This window comes from Enterococcus sp. DIV1096b, from assembly GCF_050498765.1.
Taxonomy (GTDB): Bacteria; Bacillota; Bacilli; order Lactobacillales; family Enterococcaceae; genus Enterococcus_D; species Enterococcus_D entomosocium.
Window position 1 is genome coordinate 1468893 of record NZ_JBMHEK010000001.1, and the last position, 17005, is coordinate 1485897.

A 17005-nucleotide genomic window follows, 5' to 3' on the forward strand; every position below is an offset into this window, starting at 1 on the left:
TTTAGAAAAGAGGAAATAGCGATGACAATGATTCAATCAACCTATCAAATCGATGCAACAGCCGCAATTGGCAAAGTCGTTTTAAAAGTAGCGAATATGGAAAAAATGAGCCGGTTTTATTCGGACGTGATTGGCCTAACTTTATTGGAGCAAAGTGTAGATCACGCGCGATTGGGCGTGGGGACACAAGAGCTTTTAGTCCTAGAGAAGGTAAGTGATCCGTTGCCTTTGACACGGAAAACAGGCCTTTTCCATACGGCGTTTCTTTTGCCTAGCCGTAAAGACCTAGGAAATATGCTGATTCATTATTTGGAGGCCAAAGCCCCTCTGGATGGTGCTAGCGATCATGGGTATAGTGAAGCGTTATACCTGACCGATCCAGAAGGAAACGGGATCGAAGTGTATCGTGACAAACCGAAGAGTGACTGGGATATTCGAGCAGACGGTGAGATCGTGGGCGTTACTATCGAAATGGACGCGCAAGGCGTGCTGGGAGCCGCTGACCGATCACAAACGACTTTTCCAGTTGGCACCACGGTGGGGCATGTCCATTTGAAAGTGGCGGATCTGGCAAAAACAGAAGAATTCTACACCGAAGTTTTAGGCATGCGTTTGACTTCAGATTTTGGTAGCCAAGCAAAGTTTTTTGCTGCTGGTTCGTATCATCACCATATCGGATCGAATATTTGGATGGGAAGAAATGTTCCAGCTATGGAGGAAAAGGATCTAGGCTTAGCGTACTTTACGATCGTTTTGCCAGCTTTTGCTTTTTCTACGTTACGAAGTCATCTAAAGGCAAGTGGCGTTTCTTATGAGTTAGAAACAGACAGCCGCTTGCATTTGACTGATCCGAATGGGATCAATCTGATCATCGAAAGAAAGAATCAGCCTTAAGATGGAGGTTTTTTCATTCATGAAATGAGAGAATAACCTATAATCAAGTAAAAGGAGAGCAAGCATGAAAAAAAACGGGGCGGGACAATCACTATTTCTAGCATTATTGATCAGCATGGGCTTATTTTTCTTTGTCCAAGGGAAACAATTAATAGAAAGTGGGGCGTCTCCTGTGATTTTTATTGCTTTTTCGGCTTTTGCAGGAATTATCGGAGTTGGTGTCTATGGTCTTCAAGCAATAATGAAACAGCATCGGCGCAAAGCCATGGTACCAATCAAAACCAAAAAATAAAGAAACCGGCCAATCTTAAACAGGAAGATTGGTCGGTTTTTTGTTTACGCTAAGAAAAAATGGGGAATGGGATCTGTCTCGTCCACTACATACTAATTTTCCATGTTTTCAATCGCAAATTCGATCTCATCAGGTAAGAAGCCGTTCCCTTCAAGATGAGCGGCCATATTTCTTTGACGGATTCCTAACACCCGGCGGGATTGATTGGCGCGCCCTAAAGCATGGCGATACCAATCTACGTCAAGGGTCTCTAGTGCCCATTGTGTTTCCTCCGCAGTGAAACCTTCTGTTTCTAACAGTTCTGCCATCTCTTGTTTTGAATAAAAGCGACGATTTCCTTGCGCTCTAACGAGGAAAAAGGCTTCACGTTCTCGTTCTGTCGCATTGTTTTCGCGCTCATAGCGTGCTGCGATAGAAGGGCTATGGTGGAATCCTGTCAAAATTGTTTCTTCGGTGATCTCATCGTCAAAAACATAGGTTCTGAAATGAAAGCGATTGTCGTTTTCCAGTTGAAGCCCTAGTGATTCAACGAGAAAGAGATAACCAGGTGGAATTGTCTCATAAACAGCATCAGCTATTTCGGAAAAATAAGCGGAAACGGCTTCGTGTGGTGTCATTATCTCGGGAACGATTTCCGTCGTTTGCCCATTAAACAAAGTGATTGCGGAAGGGTAGGTCTCACCAGCATTCGTAAATGTGAGAATCCCCACTGGCTCATGTTTTGTTGAAAAGACATTCATGGTCACACCGTTCGCCAAATCAATAGCACTCTGCCACTCGATTTCTTGGTCATCGCTTTGTTGGTGTAAACGTTCAAGTGTATCAGGTGTCAAACCAAGCTTTTCTCGTGTATCTTCATTAATTCCTTCTTCATCGGCAAGAGGATTGTTTGCTCCAGCGGTCACTAGTGCTAAATCCTCTTCGTATTCTTTGAATAATTCTTGCAATTTTGCTCGTCTACTGACGATGATCGGGCTTTCCTCATGGATGGCAAGTAAGGCTGCGATACGACCATTCCGAGCGGCAACCCAACTGGGCATATCCAGATAGCGAGCTTCGATCGCTTCTTGGGCGAGTTGAATCATTTTTTCCGTGTTTTCAATGAATGCCGCCTTGTGTTTTGAGTTGCTATTGACCTGTTCTAGAAAGGCCAATTCTGCTTCTTTGCCTCGAATCATCAGTTCGAGATTTTCAATACTTAACTCATAAGTCAGATTTTCTGCATGATAGGTATGCTCCCAACCGGCATCTAAAGCGGCACCGATGCGCTCAGAAAGTTCCTCAGGACTTGCTAAATTTATCGTCCCACATCCTGAAATCAGGGATAGTATCAGTAATAATGGCAACAAAACTTGTTTTTTCATTTTTCTCCTCCTCGTGAGACTCTAGTAAACCTCGCCAATTTGTACGAATGAACGCATCAGAACGAGCACTTTCTTGGGTATAAACATAGTCACAGTATAAGGGACATCAACTGACCCCCAAAGTTAGACCAAAAAACCAAATTTTTTGGGGTCACTACAACAGCATATGGCATCGCGATGCCCTTTTCTTCGCTAGTTTTTAGTTACCCATGTTTGTCATCGCGTAGTCGATTTGTTCTTCTGAAAAGTCTTCGGAAGCCAATAACCGGCGAATGTTGTCTGGAGGAAGACTCATCAAGGAATGGTAACTATTTGCTTTCTTCAACGCCTGCTCGTTCCAATCAATCGTGAGCTGATCAACTGCCCATTGCGCATCATTATGGGTAAACCCTTCAAATTCTAATTGTTGGATCAATCGTGCACGTGAGAAAGCCATGAGGTTCGTATAGGATTCGGCAAGTGCGATCGCTCGTCTTTGTTCTGAAGCTCCTTCATTCTCGGTCTGAGTTTGTTCGTCCTGGTTTTGCTGGCTTTGCTCTTGCTGCAAAGCCGTAGCTGCTTCTTGTTTTGCGTTTGCTTCTTGAAGCTGTTGATACACGGTAGTGACCATGTCTTGATCAATGTCATGATCAAAGCCATAGGTCATCACCGCCAGCTGATATTCATCTGAAGATTGATCGAATCGATTCATAAACATCAACGATTCACGAGGAATATTTACGACCAGCCCTCGTAAAATCGTTTCATAGAATGCAGCTTTTTGCTCGTCGGCAGTTTCCCGATTAAGAACAGTAAATCCAGATGCGTACTCCTCTTCGGGCTTCGAAAAAACGAAGACGTCAACATTCGTTTCACTTGTGTGGTAAACAGTGGCGGTGAGTTCGTCGTCAAGTTTGATCCTGCGATGAAGAGTTAGCTCATCTTCGGTGAGCTGCTGAAGCTGCGCAATATCGTCTGCCATAAGCCCCAGCTTTTGACGCGGGTCGGCTTCAGGAATCGTTTCGTTTGCTACCTCCAGTAGACGGTTGAGGTTGTCTTGATTACTGAGAATGATAGGGCTCCGTTCATGAATCGCAGCCAGAGCCTGGCTATAACCAATGCGGGCAGCAAACCAAGCAGGGACATCGATCCGACGCTCCACTAACGCTCGTTCAGCGGTTGCCATCAAATCAATTGTGTGGCTGATTAACTGATAAAGATCTTCGTCGGAAGAATCAAGCTCTTCCAAAATAGCCAATTCGGCTTGACTGCCGGCAATCAACAACTCTAAGGTTGCTGGGTGATAATAGGCCCAGCCCGTTCCGGATTGGTTTGTATATTCCAGTCGTGCGTCGATGCCAAGTGCAACGGTCTCTGACAGTTTTTCATCTGCCTTTGCGCAACCGATAAGCAAAATAACGAATGACAATAGGGTGATCAGTACTCTTTTTTTCATTAGGCTCCTTCTTTCTATCGAAAGTAACTGAGAAAACGGTCGGAAGAGGTTTGTTTATCTGGGGGAAGGAGGAGAGAAGGTGAATGGGAAAAATGCTGAAAAGATTTTTCATCACCAGTAAATTCAGGCAACTGTTTCTGATCCGCCAATAAGAAAAAGCGGAGCATCGAACCAGCTTTTGAGAATAATTGTTATATTATTCATTTTATATGAAAAATAGTGTGAAATGCAATGATAAAAGAGTTTTTATCGATTTTTACATTTGGGAAAGGAAGCTTCGTATCAACTTTCTAGGAGTAGACGCTCAAGATCAAAGCGATCGAAAGAATTCATCGAAGGATCGCCATGGGGAATCTTTTGAGCAAACAAAAAAACAGCTTCCCACAATGGGGAAGCTGTAAGGATGCGGAAAATGGGATTTGAACCCACACGAGCGATTGCTCACAAGACCCTCAATCTTGCACGTCTGCCATTCCGTCATTTCCGCAAATACTATAGAAGGAAACGCAGGCTGAGGTAGTTCTGTCACGCCGCGTCTAGAAAATATCTTACCTGATTTTCAACAGGTTTGTCAATAACTTTTCCTAATGCTATTTGAAAGAATTTTCAGACTTTAGATTGCATTTTTTTCCATAAAAGGTATGCTAAAAGAATGAATAATTATTTTTTTGAGAGGAGAGCAAATGAACTACTTTAAAAACAAGTTAGCTAAATCTGTCAAACAGAAAACGTTCCTCTTCCTGCTCATTGGTGCCTTTAGTTTAGGTTGCTGTTTTTCCATTTATTTGAAGCTGATGGAACCCATCAACTTACCCGCCACGATCACTGCAGAAAAAGCGGAAGCCTCACGGCTTGTTGATCGCTACCAAGCCAATCAGTCGGGTTCACCTGCTGAACAAGAGGTGTATCAACTTTTGCTTGAAAACAATACACTGACTTCGCGACAGTTATCCAACTTGATTATGGAAGAATACGAACGATTTAATCAAACGAGTATTCAAATTGCAGAACTAAAAAAGCAGATTTGGGCGTCAGAAGTTGATGACAAAGGATTTTTGCCACCTTTATGGGCAATCGAACAAGATCAGAAGGTCTATCAAGCTTTAGTCGAGCAAGAAAAAGAGCCGGTCCTCACGGCTGCCAATGCCCAGACCGCTGTCGCTTTGGCAATAACCTTTTTGCTTAATTTTGGCTTCTTCTTTTGGGCTTTTTTTGCCAGTGACAATTTGATAGAAGAAAGAGAACACTTCTCTTTGATTCGCTCGTACCCGCAGATTTTTCCGATTCGGATGTTAAGTAAAATTGTGGTTAAAGGGATTACAAATTTAGGCGTTTTGATTGTGTTCTTCTTAGGCGTCTTTCTTTCAATGAGCCTTCTGGGGGAGTTCGGGGATTGGCAGTATCCAGTAGCCGTCTATCTCAATGGGGATTGGGTAGCCTTACCTTTTTGGCAGAGCGTTTTATATAGCCTGGTTTCTTTTGGCTTGCTGATTGGTTTGATCGAATGCTTAGGTTTTGTCATGAACATGATCGCAGCCAATCGATACGTCTCTTTCTTTTTGCTGGTGCTTTTTTATGGGCTCGGCTTGATTCCGATGCTGCAAAAGATCCCACTGTTACCAGTTCATATAGCTGCTATGGATAAATTTTATTCGGGCGCCTTTGCATTGGGTTCTGGTACTTCTTGGGGAGTCTATGCTAGTTGGCTGCTGACGGTGGTGTGGATCTTCCTTTGTATAGCTTTGATGCTCGTTGCGGATAAACAGAATCGCTTGTTGAGAGGAGGCAAAGGATGAAAGACTATTTTTTATTTGAATTACGACAACTCTTAAAGAGTAAGAAAACTATTGGTCTTTTTTGCTTGCTTCTTATCTATAGCGGCGTTTACAGTTTTTGGCAAAAAGATTTTCGCCCGATTGAACGAGTAGATAAAACAGAAATGCAACAACGCTATACTGTGCGACAAGATTTTCTTGATCAACAAGCAGCCAATCCTTCTGACCATTGGTCGGCAAGCTTAGCAGTTGAAATGTTTACCCCATGGAACGAAGCGGAAAAACAACGATTAGATGCACTAGCTGATGAAAACTGGCAAGCTTATGCACGAGGAACAACTACGTGGTACCAGTTGGCGTTGCAGTTTACCGATGAACGAAATGTTTTTTATACACCGGATTATTATACGTTTCAAAATTACTACGCTGCCTATGACGGTCGCTTTGGTTATGCTTCAACCGCTAAGCTTATGGAAGCCTTCAGCCAGTTGCCGAATAAGAAACTCTCGCAAGCAGTCATGGAGCAAAAAACGGGGATACAGGCATTGCAGCGAAGTTTTACTGGATATTTACCGATTCTATTGCTTGCTGTTTCTTTATTTTTGGCGATCGATTGTTTGCCAAAAGAACGAAGACATAAATCCCTATTTCTTTCACTGCCATTATCGGCAGAAGAGATCCTTTGGAGCAAAACGGCAGTATTGATGGTCGGTTCTGCAATTGCAACGCTTGGGACCATGTTCTTTCTCTGGTTGGGTTCTGGCATTCAATTCGGCTTTGGTTCCCTGGAACTACCGGTCACGATTTTATCACCGACCTTTGATGCTCGCTACCCGATCACAGATTTCAACGCTTTTGAAACACAAGCCATCGGTCTTTTTATAGGCCAATGTTTTCTTGCGACGCTTTTTTTGCAGTTTATTTATTGTCGCGGCATCTTGTTGTTCAGTGCCCTGTTTCGCTCAGAACTGGTTAATTTGCTTTTGGCTGGTTTTTGCTTGCTTTCACCCTATATTTTCCAAAGACGTTGGTTCAGTGCTTACCTTGATAAAACGCTGTATGTCTATCTGTATCAAAATGTGGGACAAGTCCTTTCAGGCTGGACACGTTTTTATTTTGGTTCTGCAGGGTTTACGATGGAAAAAGGGTTGCTTTTATTAGGAGGCGTTTGGCTTCTGATCGAAATGTGTTTCTTCGTGACGATCCAACGCAAAAAATTTCATTTGGCATAGGAGGAACGATATGTTAGAACTGAAAAATGTGACGGTCACGTATACGAGAAAAGTATTGGATCAGCTTTCCATTGCCTTTTCTCCCGGGGAAATCGTCGGGTTAGTCGCCCCTAACGGCACCGGGAAATCCACGCTATTGAATGTGGCGATGAATTTCATCCAGCCGAATGAAGGCGCAGTATTTTTGAATGGCAGTCAAGTATATGTGACCAAAAAATCAGAAGTGGCAGCGCATCAACAAATTTCGTTTTTTCCTGACCAAAATGATTTGTACAATGATTTGAGTGGTTTCGAGCATCTCAAGCTGTATCAGCGAATGTGGCGTTCAGAGGAACACTTAGTGGAAGAAACGATTGAGCGCTTGCGAATGAGTGACTATATCAAACGTCCTGTGGGTACCTATTCGCTGGGCATGCGGCAACGTCTTTGTTTTGCGATGCAGATCGTGACGGATACGCCTTATATGCTGATGGATGAAGTCATGAATGGCTTGGATCCGACCAATGTGGAATTGATCTCTAACGTATTAAAAGCCTTGCGAGCGCAAAAGAAAGCGATCGTGATTGCTTCGCATATTTTGACGAATTTGGATTCCTACGCGGATCGGGTCTTGTTTTTAAAAGACGGCAAGATCATTCACGAATACTTTGGTCGCAAGTCGTTAGTCAATCAACCGTTGTACTTAAAAACGGACTCGGCAGATTTTTTGGTGGCTTTTCCAGAATTAACGACGGTGACCATCGATCTGCAAGGACGGATCTATCTGATAGAAATCAGCGATCCTCAGCTACCGCAACGGTTTATCGCTGCAGGGATCACTGATTTTTCTGTGGGGCACTTGGCACTAAATGAATTGTATCTGACGTATTTTCCTGAAAATCACTGACTGTCGCACTATTTACGAGATGAGAGCGGGACAAGCACAGATGAAGGAGAAGCAAAAAAATTTCGCCATAGGTAAAAGTTTTTTGCTATAATAGGTTCAATCTGAAAAGAGATCAACGACGAGAACCAATAACCTGACGTTGACCTATGGTTAAAGGAGAAATGGAATATGAAGAAATTTTCGAAGTCGTCAAAACTTGAAGGGGTCAGTTATGATGTGCGCGGCCCAGTTTTAGAAGAAGCCGATCGGATGCAAGAAGAAGGCATCAGTATCTTGAAATTAAATACGGGGAATCCCGCGCCTTTTGGGTTCGAAGCCCCAAATGAGATCGTTAGAGACCTGATTATGAACGTGCGAGAATCGGAAGGATATTCTGATTCGAAAGGGATTTTTTCTGCCCGTAAAGCGATCGAACAATATTATCAATTACAGAAATTTCCTGATGTGACCATCAATGATATTTACACAGGTAATGGTGTTTCCGAGCTGATCACGATGTGTATGCAGGGCCTATGTAACAATGGGGACGAAGTGCTCGTGCCGATGCCTGACTATCCTTTGTGGACTGCTTCGATCTCATTAGCTGGCGGAAAGCCCGTCCATTATATTTGTGATGAACAAGCAGATTGGAATCCTGATATCGAGGACATCAAAGCTAAGGTCACCAGCAAAACCAAAGCGATCGTCATTATTAATCCGAACAATCCAACAGGAGCCGTTTATCCAAAAGAAATTTTGGAGCAAATCGTCGACGTTGCTCGTGAGCATGACTTGATCATTTTCTCTGATGAGATCTATGACCGATTAGTCATGGATGATTATGTCCATGTGCCGATTGCTACATTAGCGCCAGATCGATTCGTTGTGACGCTAGGTGGCTTGTCTAAGTCTCATCGAGTGGCAGGTTTCCGTGTGGGCTGGATGGTCCTCAGTGGCGACAAGTCCCATGTGAAAGACTATATCGAAGGCTTGAATATGCTATCTTCGATGCGACTGTGTTCGAATGTCTTATCGCAACAAATCGTTCAGACCGCATTAGGAGGCTATCAAAGTTCTGATGAGTTACTATTACCAGGTGGTCGTATTTATGAACAAAGAGCGTTTATCCACAAGGCAATCAATGACATTCCGGGATTGTCAGCGGTGAAACCGAAAGCCGCCTTTTATATTTTCCCTAAAATTGATATTCAACGCTTTAATATCACCAATGATGAACAATTTGTTTTAGACTTTTTACACGAGCACCACATCTTGCTGGTTCACGGCGGTGGGTTCAACTGGCAACAGCCAGATCATTTCCGAATCGTTTATCTTCCTAATATGGAAGACTTAAAAACGACTGCTGAAAAAATGACAGAATTTTTGGCGTCCTATCGTCAGAAATAAAAATATAAAAAAGCACCGCTCCTTCAACAACCGTGAGGGAGTGGTGCTTATGTTTTTATTCGGCAACTGGTTGACAAATTTTTTTGCTCACAATCATTCGATTGGTAAATTTATCCAGCATTTCAGCACTAGGATCGGTGACTTGAACCAGAACAGAGTTCTCATATTCTCGTTCGATGATCCCTTGATACTTCTTGCCATCCCATGTAAAAAAGATCGTACTGTCGATCGTCATCTTAACACCTCATTTGAAATTGTGGAAAAATAACAAGACATTCTTGAAATTGCTTTCCTTTTTGTCATTATGTGCTAAAATAAAGAAAATTAAAAATGCGAATTCGCATTTTTGACAAGAAACGTTCGGTTTTTATAAGAATTCCCCCTGGAGGACAATTATGAAGAAAAAAGAAGAATCTTTTGGTCAAAATATCCGTTCGATTCGGTTGAAACGAAAGATGACACAGAAGATGTTAGCGGAAGATATTTGTTCGCAAAGTGTTTTAAGCCGTATTGAAAACAACGAAGAGTTGCCGAATGTCTGGGTGATGTACCAAATCTGCCAACGCTTAGGAGTCACCTTAGATCAAGTAATGATGCTTCATTCGGAAGAGATCAACAAAACCAATCAAATCTTTGCCGAAATCGAATCACATTTTGTCCATAAGCAGTTTCAAGAAATGCGGGAAAAAATGGAAGATAAGGCGATCAAGGATTATTTGTATCTGGATTCAGATATGCAAATGTATTACTACTATCTAGGCAGCTGTGATTATTTCCTCGATCAAAACTATGATGCCGCCCTTGAGGCGCTGAAAAAAGGACTGGCCTACTCCTATCAACAGGATAAGACCAATGTTTCGGTGATGGAAATTCGTATCCTGAGCTGCATGGGCCGCGTCTATAGTGATTTGCTGCAACTGGGTGAGGCTCGTTTTTACTTAGAAAAAGCTTACGATGCCATGCACGCACTGCCGCCGGAACGTCTCTCCACATCATTGACCAAAATTTACTACAATTATGCGGTCTTTTTAAAGGAGCAACAAGAAGATTGCCTCGCGCTAAAGGTAACGAACGAAGGCATTTCCTTAGCCAGAGAAAAAAACAGTTTGTATTTTCTAGAAGAATTGTTTGAACTGAAGGGACACTTACTTTATAGACTGAAAGAAGAAAATGCAGCCGAAAAAAGTTTTCAGCTGTATCGTGCTGTCATGGATATTCGCCAATCTGACAAAGTGGTGTAGACCTTTCTTGACTTCTTCCCTAAATAAGAGTACTTTTAAGGAAGAAAAGAAATAGAGGAGCGATCAAGATGAATAAATATATTTACGCAGACAAATTCTTTCTAAAATCAGCGGTTCATGGCCCTGGTTACCTGGAGGTCAAAGAGGGGAAATTCGGAGCGATCGTCGATGAAGTCCCTTCTGGTGCAGACGTAGAAGATTATTCAGGCAAATGGGTAGCACCGGGTCTTGTGGATACTCATATCCACGGATTTATGAACCATGATGTGATGGACAACGATGCAGAAGGCATTAAAGCCATGTCGGAAGGCCTTTTATCATGTGGTGTGACTTCCTTCTTGCCAACAACCTTAACATCCAGCAAAGAACGGTTGCGGGATGTTGCTGAAACCGTTGGGAAAGTCAAAGACGAAGTTACAGGAGCAAAAATCCAAGGGATCTATTTTGAAGGCCCATTCTTTACTGAAGAACATAAAGGTGCACAAAATCCAATTTATTTTGGTGATCCTGATATCGATACCTTCCATGAATGGCAAGAAGCTTCTGGTGGAATTATCAAAAAAATCGCCTTGGCTCCTGAGCGAGAAGGTGTGAGTGAGTTTGTTTCGCAAGTGACGGAAGAAGGCGTAGTGGTTGCTCTAGGCCATAGTAACGGTACATTACAAGAAGCGCAAACAGCAGTTGAAGCTGGTGCTAGCGTTTTTGTTCATGCATTCAACGGTATGCGCGGATTAAACCATCGCGAGCCTGGAATGGTTGGTGCCCTACTTTCATTAAAAGAAGTTTTTTCAGAGTTGATTTGTGATGGCCACCATGTGCATCCTCAAGCAGCTGAGATTTTGATGGAAAAAGCTGGTCACGACCATGTTGCCTTGATCACTGACTGTATGATGGCTGGCGGCATGCCAGATGGTGATTATATTTTAGGTGAATTTCCAGTAGTGGTGAAAGACGGAACGGCTCGAATGGAAACTGGCAATCTTGCTGGTAGTATTTTGAAACTAAAAGAAGCTGTGAAAAATGTAGTAGACTGGGGAATCGCTACCCCTCAAGAAGCGGTCATGATGGCCAGCTTGATTCCAGCAATCAGCTGTAAAATTGACCATGCTTGCGGCATGATCAAACAAGGTCGCCCAGCTGACTTTATTGTTTTGGATCAAGAAATGAATGTAACAGCCACCTATTTAGATGGCGTCTGCCGCTACCAGGTGTAAAATAAAACAATCTGCTTAAAGAAACAAGAAGAGAGCTTCTCTTGATCTGTTTTTTGAGCAGATTTTTTTGTTTTCAGTTATGATGAAAGAAAACGACATCCTATGAAGGAGATGATGGGGATTTGAAGACGATTTTAGTTACCGGCGCCAATGCCGGTATGGGCTTTGCAACAGCCAAACAATTGGCAGAATTGGGGATGCATGTGATTTTGTATTGCCGTTCTGCCGAACGAGGGCAGGCAGCACAGCAACGTTTGAAGGAAGAGACAGGCAATCCAAGCATCGATCTAGTGATCGGTGATTTGGGGTCGTTGGCTAGCGTACGCAAGTCAGCCGCTGAAATCAACGCCCGCTTTGAGAAATTGGATGTACTGATCAATAATGCGGGCATCGTCAATTTAAAAAAAGAGCGAACAGCCGATGGATTTGAACAAATGCTGGGCGTAAACTACGTGGGGCATTTTGAACTGACCCGTCAGTTATTGCCGCTAATAAAACGTGCCGATGCCGGCAGGATCGTCAATGTGTCATCCGGCGCCTACAAATTTGTAAAGAAAAAGGATCAGCGCTTTTTCGATGTACCGGATTTTTTCCCTTGGCGGGAATATGGCCGCTCAAAAAAAGCCCTGATTTTATTTACGGATGCGCTTGCGTTTCAGCTACGCAATACGACCGTTACTGCTAATTCCTTGCATCCGGGAGCTGTGGCGACCAGCTTAGGGGTCAGTCGACAAACAGGATTTGGTCAATCTATTTATAAAATGTTGACGCCTTTTTTTAAAACAGCCGAAGAAGGGGCAGATACAGCGATTTACTTAGCGCTAAGTCCAGACGTTGCGGGTATCAGTGGCCGCTACTTTGTTGATCGTCAAGCAGTCCTAACCGAGATCCCGAAGGAGCAGCAACAAGCACAGAAACTATGGCAAGAAACGCAACAAAGAATTGCGGACCACACAAAATGATTTGTTTTGCTTTTGCCAATCTGGATCACTTTGAATAAATGACTTGTTTTTTAGCAGCACGACCTTGTGCTGCTTTTTTGCGGTTTCTTTCAAGGGAAAAAGTGTGATACACTGTTAAGCGAGAAAGCGCATGCGGCGCTGGAATTCTTGGAGGAATAAAATGAGTTATATTGAAGTAGTGAAAGAAGTGAAGAAATACACAATGGGCGATACGGTGATTGCTGCCAATGATGGCGTCTCTTTTTCCGTAGAGAAAGGCGAGATCGCGCTGATCCTTGGTCCTAGTGGCGCCGGTAAGTCCACCGTTTTGAACATACTAGGCGGGATGGATCAATGTGACAGCGGCCAAGTGATTGTCGATGGAACGGATATTGCTGGTTTTGATGCTAAACAACTAACGACCTATCGTCGCAAAGACGTCGGATTTGTCTTTCAATTTTACAATTTGGTGCCGAACTTGACGGCTAGAGAAAATGTGGAACTGTCGGCACAAATCGTACCCGAAGCACTTGATGCAGCTGAGATTTTGACCCAAGTTGGATTAGGTGATCGCTTGGATCACTTTCCTGCACAATTGTCTGGCGGTGAACAGCAAAGGGTCACGATCGCTCGTGCCATAGCCAAGAAGCCCAAACTGCTGCTTTGTGATGAACCAACTGGGGCACTTGACTATGAAACGGGAAAACAGATTTTGGCTATTTTAGAAAAAACAGCTCGCGAGACTGGGACGACCGTTTTGATCATTACACACAACAGTGCATTGGCTCCCATGGCGGATCGCGTGATCCATATCAATGACGCAAAGGTTCGCAAGATGGAAAAAAATACTCATCCGATTCCAATTGCCTCTATTTCTTGGTAAATGCCTATGAAAAAAACATTATTACGTTCCAGTTTACGTGAAATTAGGCAAGCACCCGGGCGGTTTTTGTCCATTTTAGGCATTATCTTTTTAGGAGTCGCTTTTTTTGTCGGGATCAGCGCCACCGGCCCTAATATGAAACAAGCTGCTGAAGATTACTTTTCTCGCCAACAATTAGCCGACCTTACAATTGCTTCAACTTTGGGGTTGTCGGATACCGATCGGCAAATCATTGAGGAAATGCCTGGTGTCACAGCGGTTGAGACGGAGCAGATCGCTGATATCAATGCCGAAAATCATCGTGCTGTGATTCGTGTCTTCTCTCTTTCAACAGATCGATCTGTCAATCAATATGAGGTGACTTCTGGTCGATTGCCGCAAAAATCAGGGGAAATCGCCTTAGATCAAGCGGCACAAAATAGTGGTGGTTTCGAATTAGATGAATCCTTTGAGTTTCCAGAAAGTGGCGAAAATCAATTAAAAAACCATACCTTCACGATCGTGGGCTTTGTCAATAGTCCTGAATATATTGAGAACTTTCATCGGGGGAACAGTACCGTTGGTAATGGGACAGTGGATTACTTTGCGGTGATTCCTGAGGAGGATTTTAAAGAAAGTGCGTACGCCCGATTTTTAGTTCGCTTTGATGACTTATCTCAAATGGAAAGCTATTCAGTGGCGTATCAGACGAAAAGAGATCAAATAAGTGCTGAAGTTGAGAAAAAGTTGGCTCCTCGGGCGCAAGGACGCAGACAAGAGCTGATCGATGAAGCACAACCAGCCATTGACGAAGCCAAAGAACAGATCCGCAACGGAGAAACGGCTCTGCAAGAAGCACAAAGGGAACTCGACGACGCACAAGAAAAATTAGCGCAGGCGCACCGGGAACTGACGGAACAAGAAGCAGCATTCCAAACAGAAATTCAAGCTGCCCAAGAGCAGTTGAATAGTGAAGCACAAAAAATAGCTGAGGGTAAGCAAGCGTTGGCGGAAAACCAACGACTGCTGGATCAAAGCGAACAAGCGTTGCTTCAGCAAGAAGCCCAAGTAAAATCAGCCCAAGCCCAGTTAGCGCCCATTTCGGCACAAAAGTCAGAACTACAAAGTGGCATCCAACAAGTGGAGGAGCAACTTGCGCTGGCATACCAAGGCATGGATCAAATCAGAAGTGTGGGTCAACTTTCTGCAGAGGAGCAAATGGCCCAGCTGCCTACCGTCTATGCACAAGTAACAGCCGCTCTGGCACAGTTGAACCTACCGACAGATGTCCTTGGTCCGATTCCTGATCTGGAGGAAATCGATGAAACGATGATTGCTACTATGCTGACGGCAGCTGAAGATACATTGAATCCACTCATTGCTGAAGGTGAGCAACAACGTGCCCAATTAAGCGGACAACTGGCTGCAATCAATGAACAAGAAGTGCAACTTCAACGGGCGCAACAGCAAGTCAACGCTGGCTGGAGCCAGGTCAGTGCCGGACGCCAAGAATTGGCACAGGCTCAGACCCAGATCACTCAAGGAGAATCGCAGCTGAGTGTTGCTCGTGAGACTTTAGCTTCTGAGCAAGCTAATGGTCAGTCTTTGCTAGACAAGGGCTGGCTGGAATACCGAGAAAACGAAGCAACCCTTCAAGAAAAGCTTGCCGAATTTAAAGAAAGAGCACCAAAAGAACGCGAAAAGCTTGAAGATGTCAAAAAAGAAGTTGCGGAAAAAGAGCAGGAATTGTTGGAGCTAAAACCGGCAGTTTATCGTGTCGCGAACCGCGATGCGAATCCTGGTTATTCAGAATACCAAGACAATGCGGAACGCGTTTCTTCGTTAGCGACGATTTTTCCAGTCATTTTCTTTTTGATCGCAGCCTTAGTGAGTCTAACCACTATGACGCGGATGATCGATGAAAAACGCAGTGAGATCGGAACGTTGAAAGCACTAGGCTATCGCAACTGGGAGATTGGACAGAAATTTTTGCTTTATTCCTCTGCAGCAGGCATCACAGGTGCTGTATTGGGCCTAGCAGTAGGCTTTTCCTTTTTTCCAGCAATCATCATTCAAGCTTATGGACCGCTTTACAATCTCACGGAGTATGACACCCCATGGTATTTGCGGCTTTCATTGATTGCTGTGGGAGTCAGCTTGCTTTGCACCATCGGTATCGCGTTGCTGGTTTTACGTTTTGATTTAAGACAGTCATCGGCTTCATTGTTACGACCAAAGGCACCCAAAACAGGAAAACGAATTCTCTTAGAAAGAATCACTTTTTTATGGCGGCACTTAAGTTTTATTCAAAAAGTTACAATGCGAAACCTGTTTCGCTACAAGTCCAGAATGCTCATGACCATCTTAGGGATCGCGGGATGTACCTCCATGATCTTGACTGGATTTGGTCTAAGAGATTCTATCAGCAATATCATTCCTTTACAGTTTGAGAAAATCTGGCAGTATCAGGCGGTGATCACCTTTGATGATGAGGATTCGGAAGCAATGAGTGAAACAAAAGCCGCCGCAGAAGATATTGAAGGCTTTGAAGCAGGGTTATTCTTGCATACGGAAAGTCTGACGTTGGCTCAATCGGGGGTCACGCAGCAAGAAGTAACCGTCACCGTGCCAGAAGAACCTGCGGCTTTATCGAGTTTTGTCCACTTGAATGATCGGGTTTCAGGAGAAGCTTACGAGCTAGAAGGAGAGGGTGCCATCATCAATGAAAAGCTTGCTAAGTTGTTTGGAGTATCGGTGGGTGATACGATAACGTTGACGAATGAAAGCGGCGAGGAATTTCAACTGAAGGTAGCTGCCATCGCAGAAAACTACACGGGCCATTTTGCTTATTTGACACCTGAAACGTACGAAAAGATCTTTCAGGAAACGCCTGCTTACAATAGTGAGTTATTGAAATTCAATCAGCGCTTAAGCAAAACAGATGAAGAAGCGATCGCAGCTGACCTGATGGCACAAGATAATGTCATCAATGTTTCCTTCCTCTCAGCTTCAGCGGATGCCTTAGATGACACGACAGCAACCTTGAACATCGTCATTTGGATCTTGATCACGTCAGCAGGGGCATTAGCCTTTATCGTGTTGTACAACTTGAACAATATCAATATAGCGGAACGGATCCGCGAGTTGTCGACTATCAAAGTATTAGGCTTTTATGATCGAGAAGTGACGATGTACGTCTTTCGTGAGAATATCTTTTTAACGATTTTCGGTATTGGTTTTGGCTTGTTATTAGGGGTGCTTCAGCATCAATTTGTCTTACAGACCATCGAAGTTGATATCGCCATGTTTTCACCGACAGTCGAACCAATGAGCTATGTGTATGCAGCGGGATTGACCTGCTTGTTTTCAGGCGTGGTAGGGATCGCGATGTATTTCAAGTTGAAACATGTCAATATGATCGATGCCTTGAAAGCCAATGAGTAACAAAAACAGCCTTTTTTCAGAAGCATTCTGGAAAAAGGC

Annotated in this window: 14 protein-coding genes and 1 tRNA gene; 11 read left to right on the top strand and 4 right to left on the bottom strand. The window is 43.7% G+C overall.

Annotation, left to right across the window (positions count from 1 at the left end; translation table 11 throughout):
• Nucleotides 1–21 precede the first annotated feature (21 nt).
• Together IGJ17_RS07020 and IGJ17_RS07025 are read left to right on the top strand one after the other, a co-directional pair.
• Complete coding sequence (locus IGJ17_RS07020; protein ID WP_016621174.1) at nucleotides 22–894, top strand: VOC family protein; 873 nt, start codon at nucleotides 22–24, stop codon at nucleotides 892–894.
• A 64-nt stretch (nucleotides 895–958) separates the two neighbouring features.
• Nucleotides 959–1186 carry a hypothetical protein gene (locus tag IGJ17_RS07025; RefSeq protein WP_005229963.1) on the top strand — a complete coding sequence of 76 codons (228 nt, stop codon included), beginning with the start codon at nucleotides 959–961 and terminating at the stop codon, nucleotides 1184–1186.
• A 92-nt stretch (nucleotides 1187–1278) separates the two neighbouring features.
• Here IGJ17_RS07025 and IGJ17_RS07030 read toward each other — a convergent pair whose 3' ends face one another.
• The 3 genes from IGJ17_RS07030 to IGJ17_RS07040 all read right to left on the bottom strand — a co-directional run bounded on the left by IGJ17_RS07030 (nucleotide 1279) and on the right by IGJ17_RS07040 (nucleotide 4472).
• Nucleotides 1279–2550, bottom strand: a complete 1272-nt coding sequence (locus tag IGJ17_RS07030; RefSeq protein WP_429961183.1) for a hypothetical protein — start codon at nucleotides 2548–2550, stop codon at nucleotides 1279–1281.
• 199 nt (nucleotides 2551–2749) lie between these two features.
• On the bottom strand, nucleotides 2750–3985 hold the full coding sequence (locus tag IGJ17_RS07035) for an Ltp family lipoprotein (protein ID WP_429961184.1): 1236 nt from the start codon (nucleotides 3983–3985) through the stop codon (nucleotides 2750–2752).
• Between the two features lie 404 nt (nucleotides 3986–4389).
• Nucleotides 4390–4472 (bottom strand) — tRNA-Leu (locus tag IGJ17_RS07040).
• 196 nt (nucleotides 4473–4668) lie between these two features.
• On the opposite strand from IGJ17_RS07040, the gene IGJ17_RS07045 reads away from it, so the two are divergent.
• From IGJ17_RS07045 to IGJ17_RS07060, 4 genes are all read left to right on the top strand, one after another.
• The gene (locus tag IGJ17_RS07045) at nucleotides 4669–5781 is read left to right on the top strand and encodes a hypothetical protein (RefSeq protein ID WP_429961185.1); all 1113 of its coding nucleotides are present in this window, start codon (nucleotides 4669–4671) and stop codon (nucleotides 5779–5781) included.
• Nucleotides 5778–6992, top strand: a complete 1215-nt coding sequence (locus IGJ17_RS07050) for an ABC transporter permease subunit (protein ID WP_005236453.1) — start codon at nucleotides 5778–5780, stop codon at nucleotides 6990–6992. Before IGJ17_RS07045 ends, IGJ17_RS07050 begins: the two co-directional genes overlap by 4 nt.
• A gap of 10 nt (nucleotides 6993–7002) precedes the next feature.
• Nucleotides 7003–7878, top strand: coding sequence for an ABC transporter ATP-binding protein (locus IGJ17_RS07055; RefSeq protein WP_194199477.1), 876 nt, complete (start codon nucleotides 7003–7005; stop codon nucleotides 7876–7878).
• A 168-nt stretch (nucleotides 7879–8046) separates the two neighbouring features.
• Entirely contained in the window at nucleotides 8047–9264 is a 1218-nt protein-coding gene (locus tag IGJ17_RS07060; protein ID WP_005236450.1) for a pyridoxal phosphate-dependent aminotransferase, read from the top strand.
• A gap of 55 nt (nucleotides 9265–9319) precedes the next feature.
• On the opposite strand, the gene IGJ17_RS07065 is transcribed toward IGJ17_RS07060, so the two are convergent.
• Complete coding sequence (locus IGJ17_RS07065; protein ID WP_005236448.1) at nucleotides 9320–9499, bottom strand: hypothetical protein; 180 nt, start codon at nucleotides 9497–9499, stop codon at nucleotides 9320–9322.
• A 160-nt stretch (nucleotides 9500–9659) separates the two neighbouring features.
• Here IGJ17_RS07065 and IGJ17_RS07070 point away from each other — a divergent pair, with 160 nt between their 5' ends.
• The 5 genes from IGJ17_RS07070 (at nucleotide 9660) to IGJ17_RS07090 (ending at nucleotide 16966) form a co-directional block, all read left to right on the top strand.
• Nucleotides 9660–10505: a helix-turn-helix domain-containing protein gene (locus tag IGJ17_RS07070; RefSeq protein WP_008381491.1), complete on the top strand. Its 846-nt coding sequence runs from the start codon at nucleotides 9660–9662 to the stop codon at nucleotides 10503–10505.
• Between the two features lie 68 nt (nucleotides 10506–10573).
• Nucleotides 10574–11719 (top strand): N-acetylglucosamine-6-phosphate deacetylase, encoded by a 1146-nt coding sequence (nagA, locus tag IGJ17_RS07075; RefSeq protein ID WP_061054006.1) that lies wholly within the window; start codon nucleotides 10574–10576, stop codon nucleotides 11717–11719.
• A 122-nt stretch (nucleotides 11720–11841) separates the two neighbouring features.
• Nucleotides 11842–12681: an SDR family oxidoreductase gene (locus IGJ17_RS07080; protein ID WP_008381487.1), complete on the top strand. Its 840-nt coding sequence runs from the start codon at nucleotides 11842–11844 to the stop codon at nucleotides 12679–12681.
• Nucleotides 12682–12841: 160 nt separating this feature from the next.
• Nucleotides 12842–13543 carry an ABC transporter ATP-binding protein gene (locus IGJ17_RS07085; RefSeq protein WP_008381485.1) on the top strand — a complete coding sequence of 234 codons (702 nt, stop codon included), beginning with the start codon at nucleotides 12842–12844 and terminating at the stop codon, nucleotides 13541–13543.
• Nucleotides 13544–16966 carry an FtsX-like permease family protein gene (locus IGJ17_RS07090; RefSeq protein ID WP_429961186.1) on the top strand — a complete coding sequence of 1141 codons (3423 nt, stop codon included), beginning with the start codon at nucleotides 13544–13546 and terminating at the stop codon, nucleotides 16964–16966.
• The last annotated feature ends 39 nt before the right edge of the window (nucleotides 16967–17005 follow it).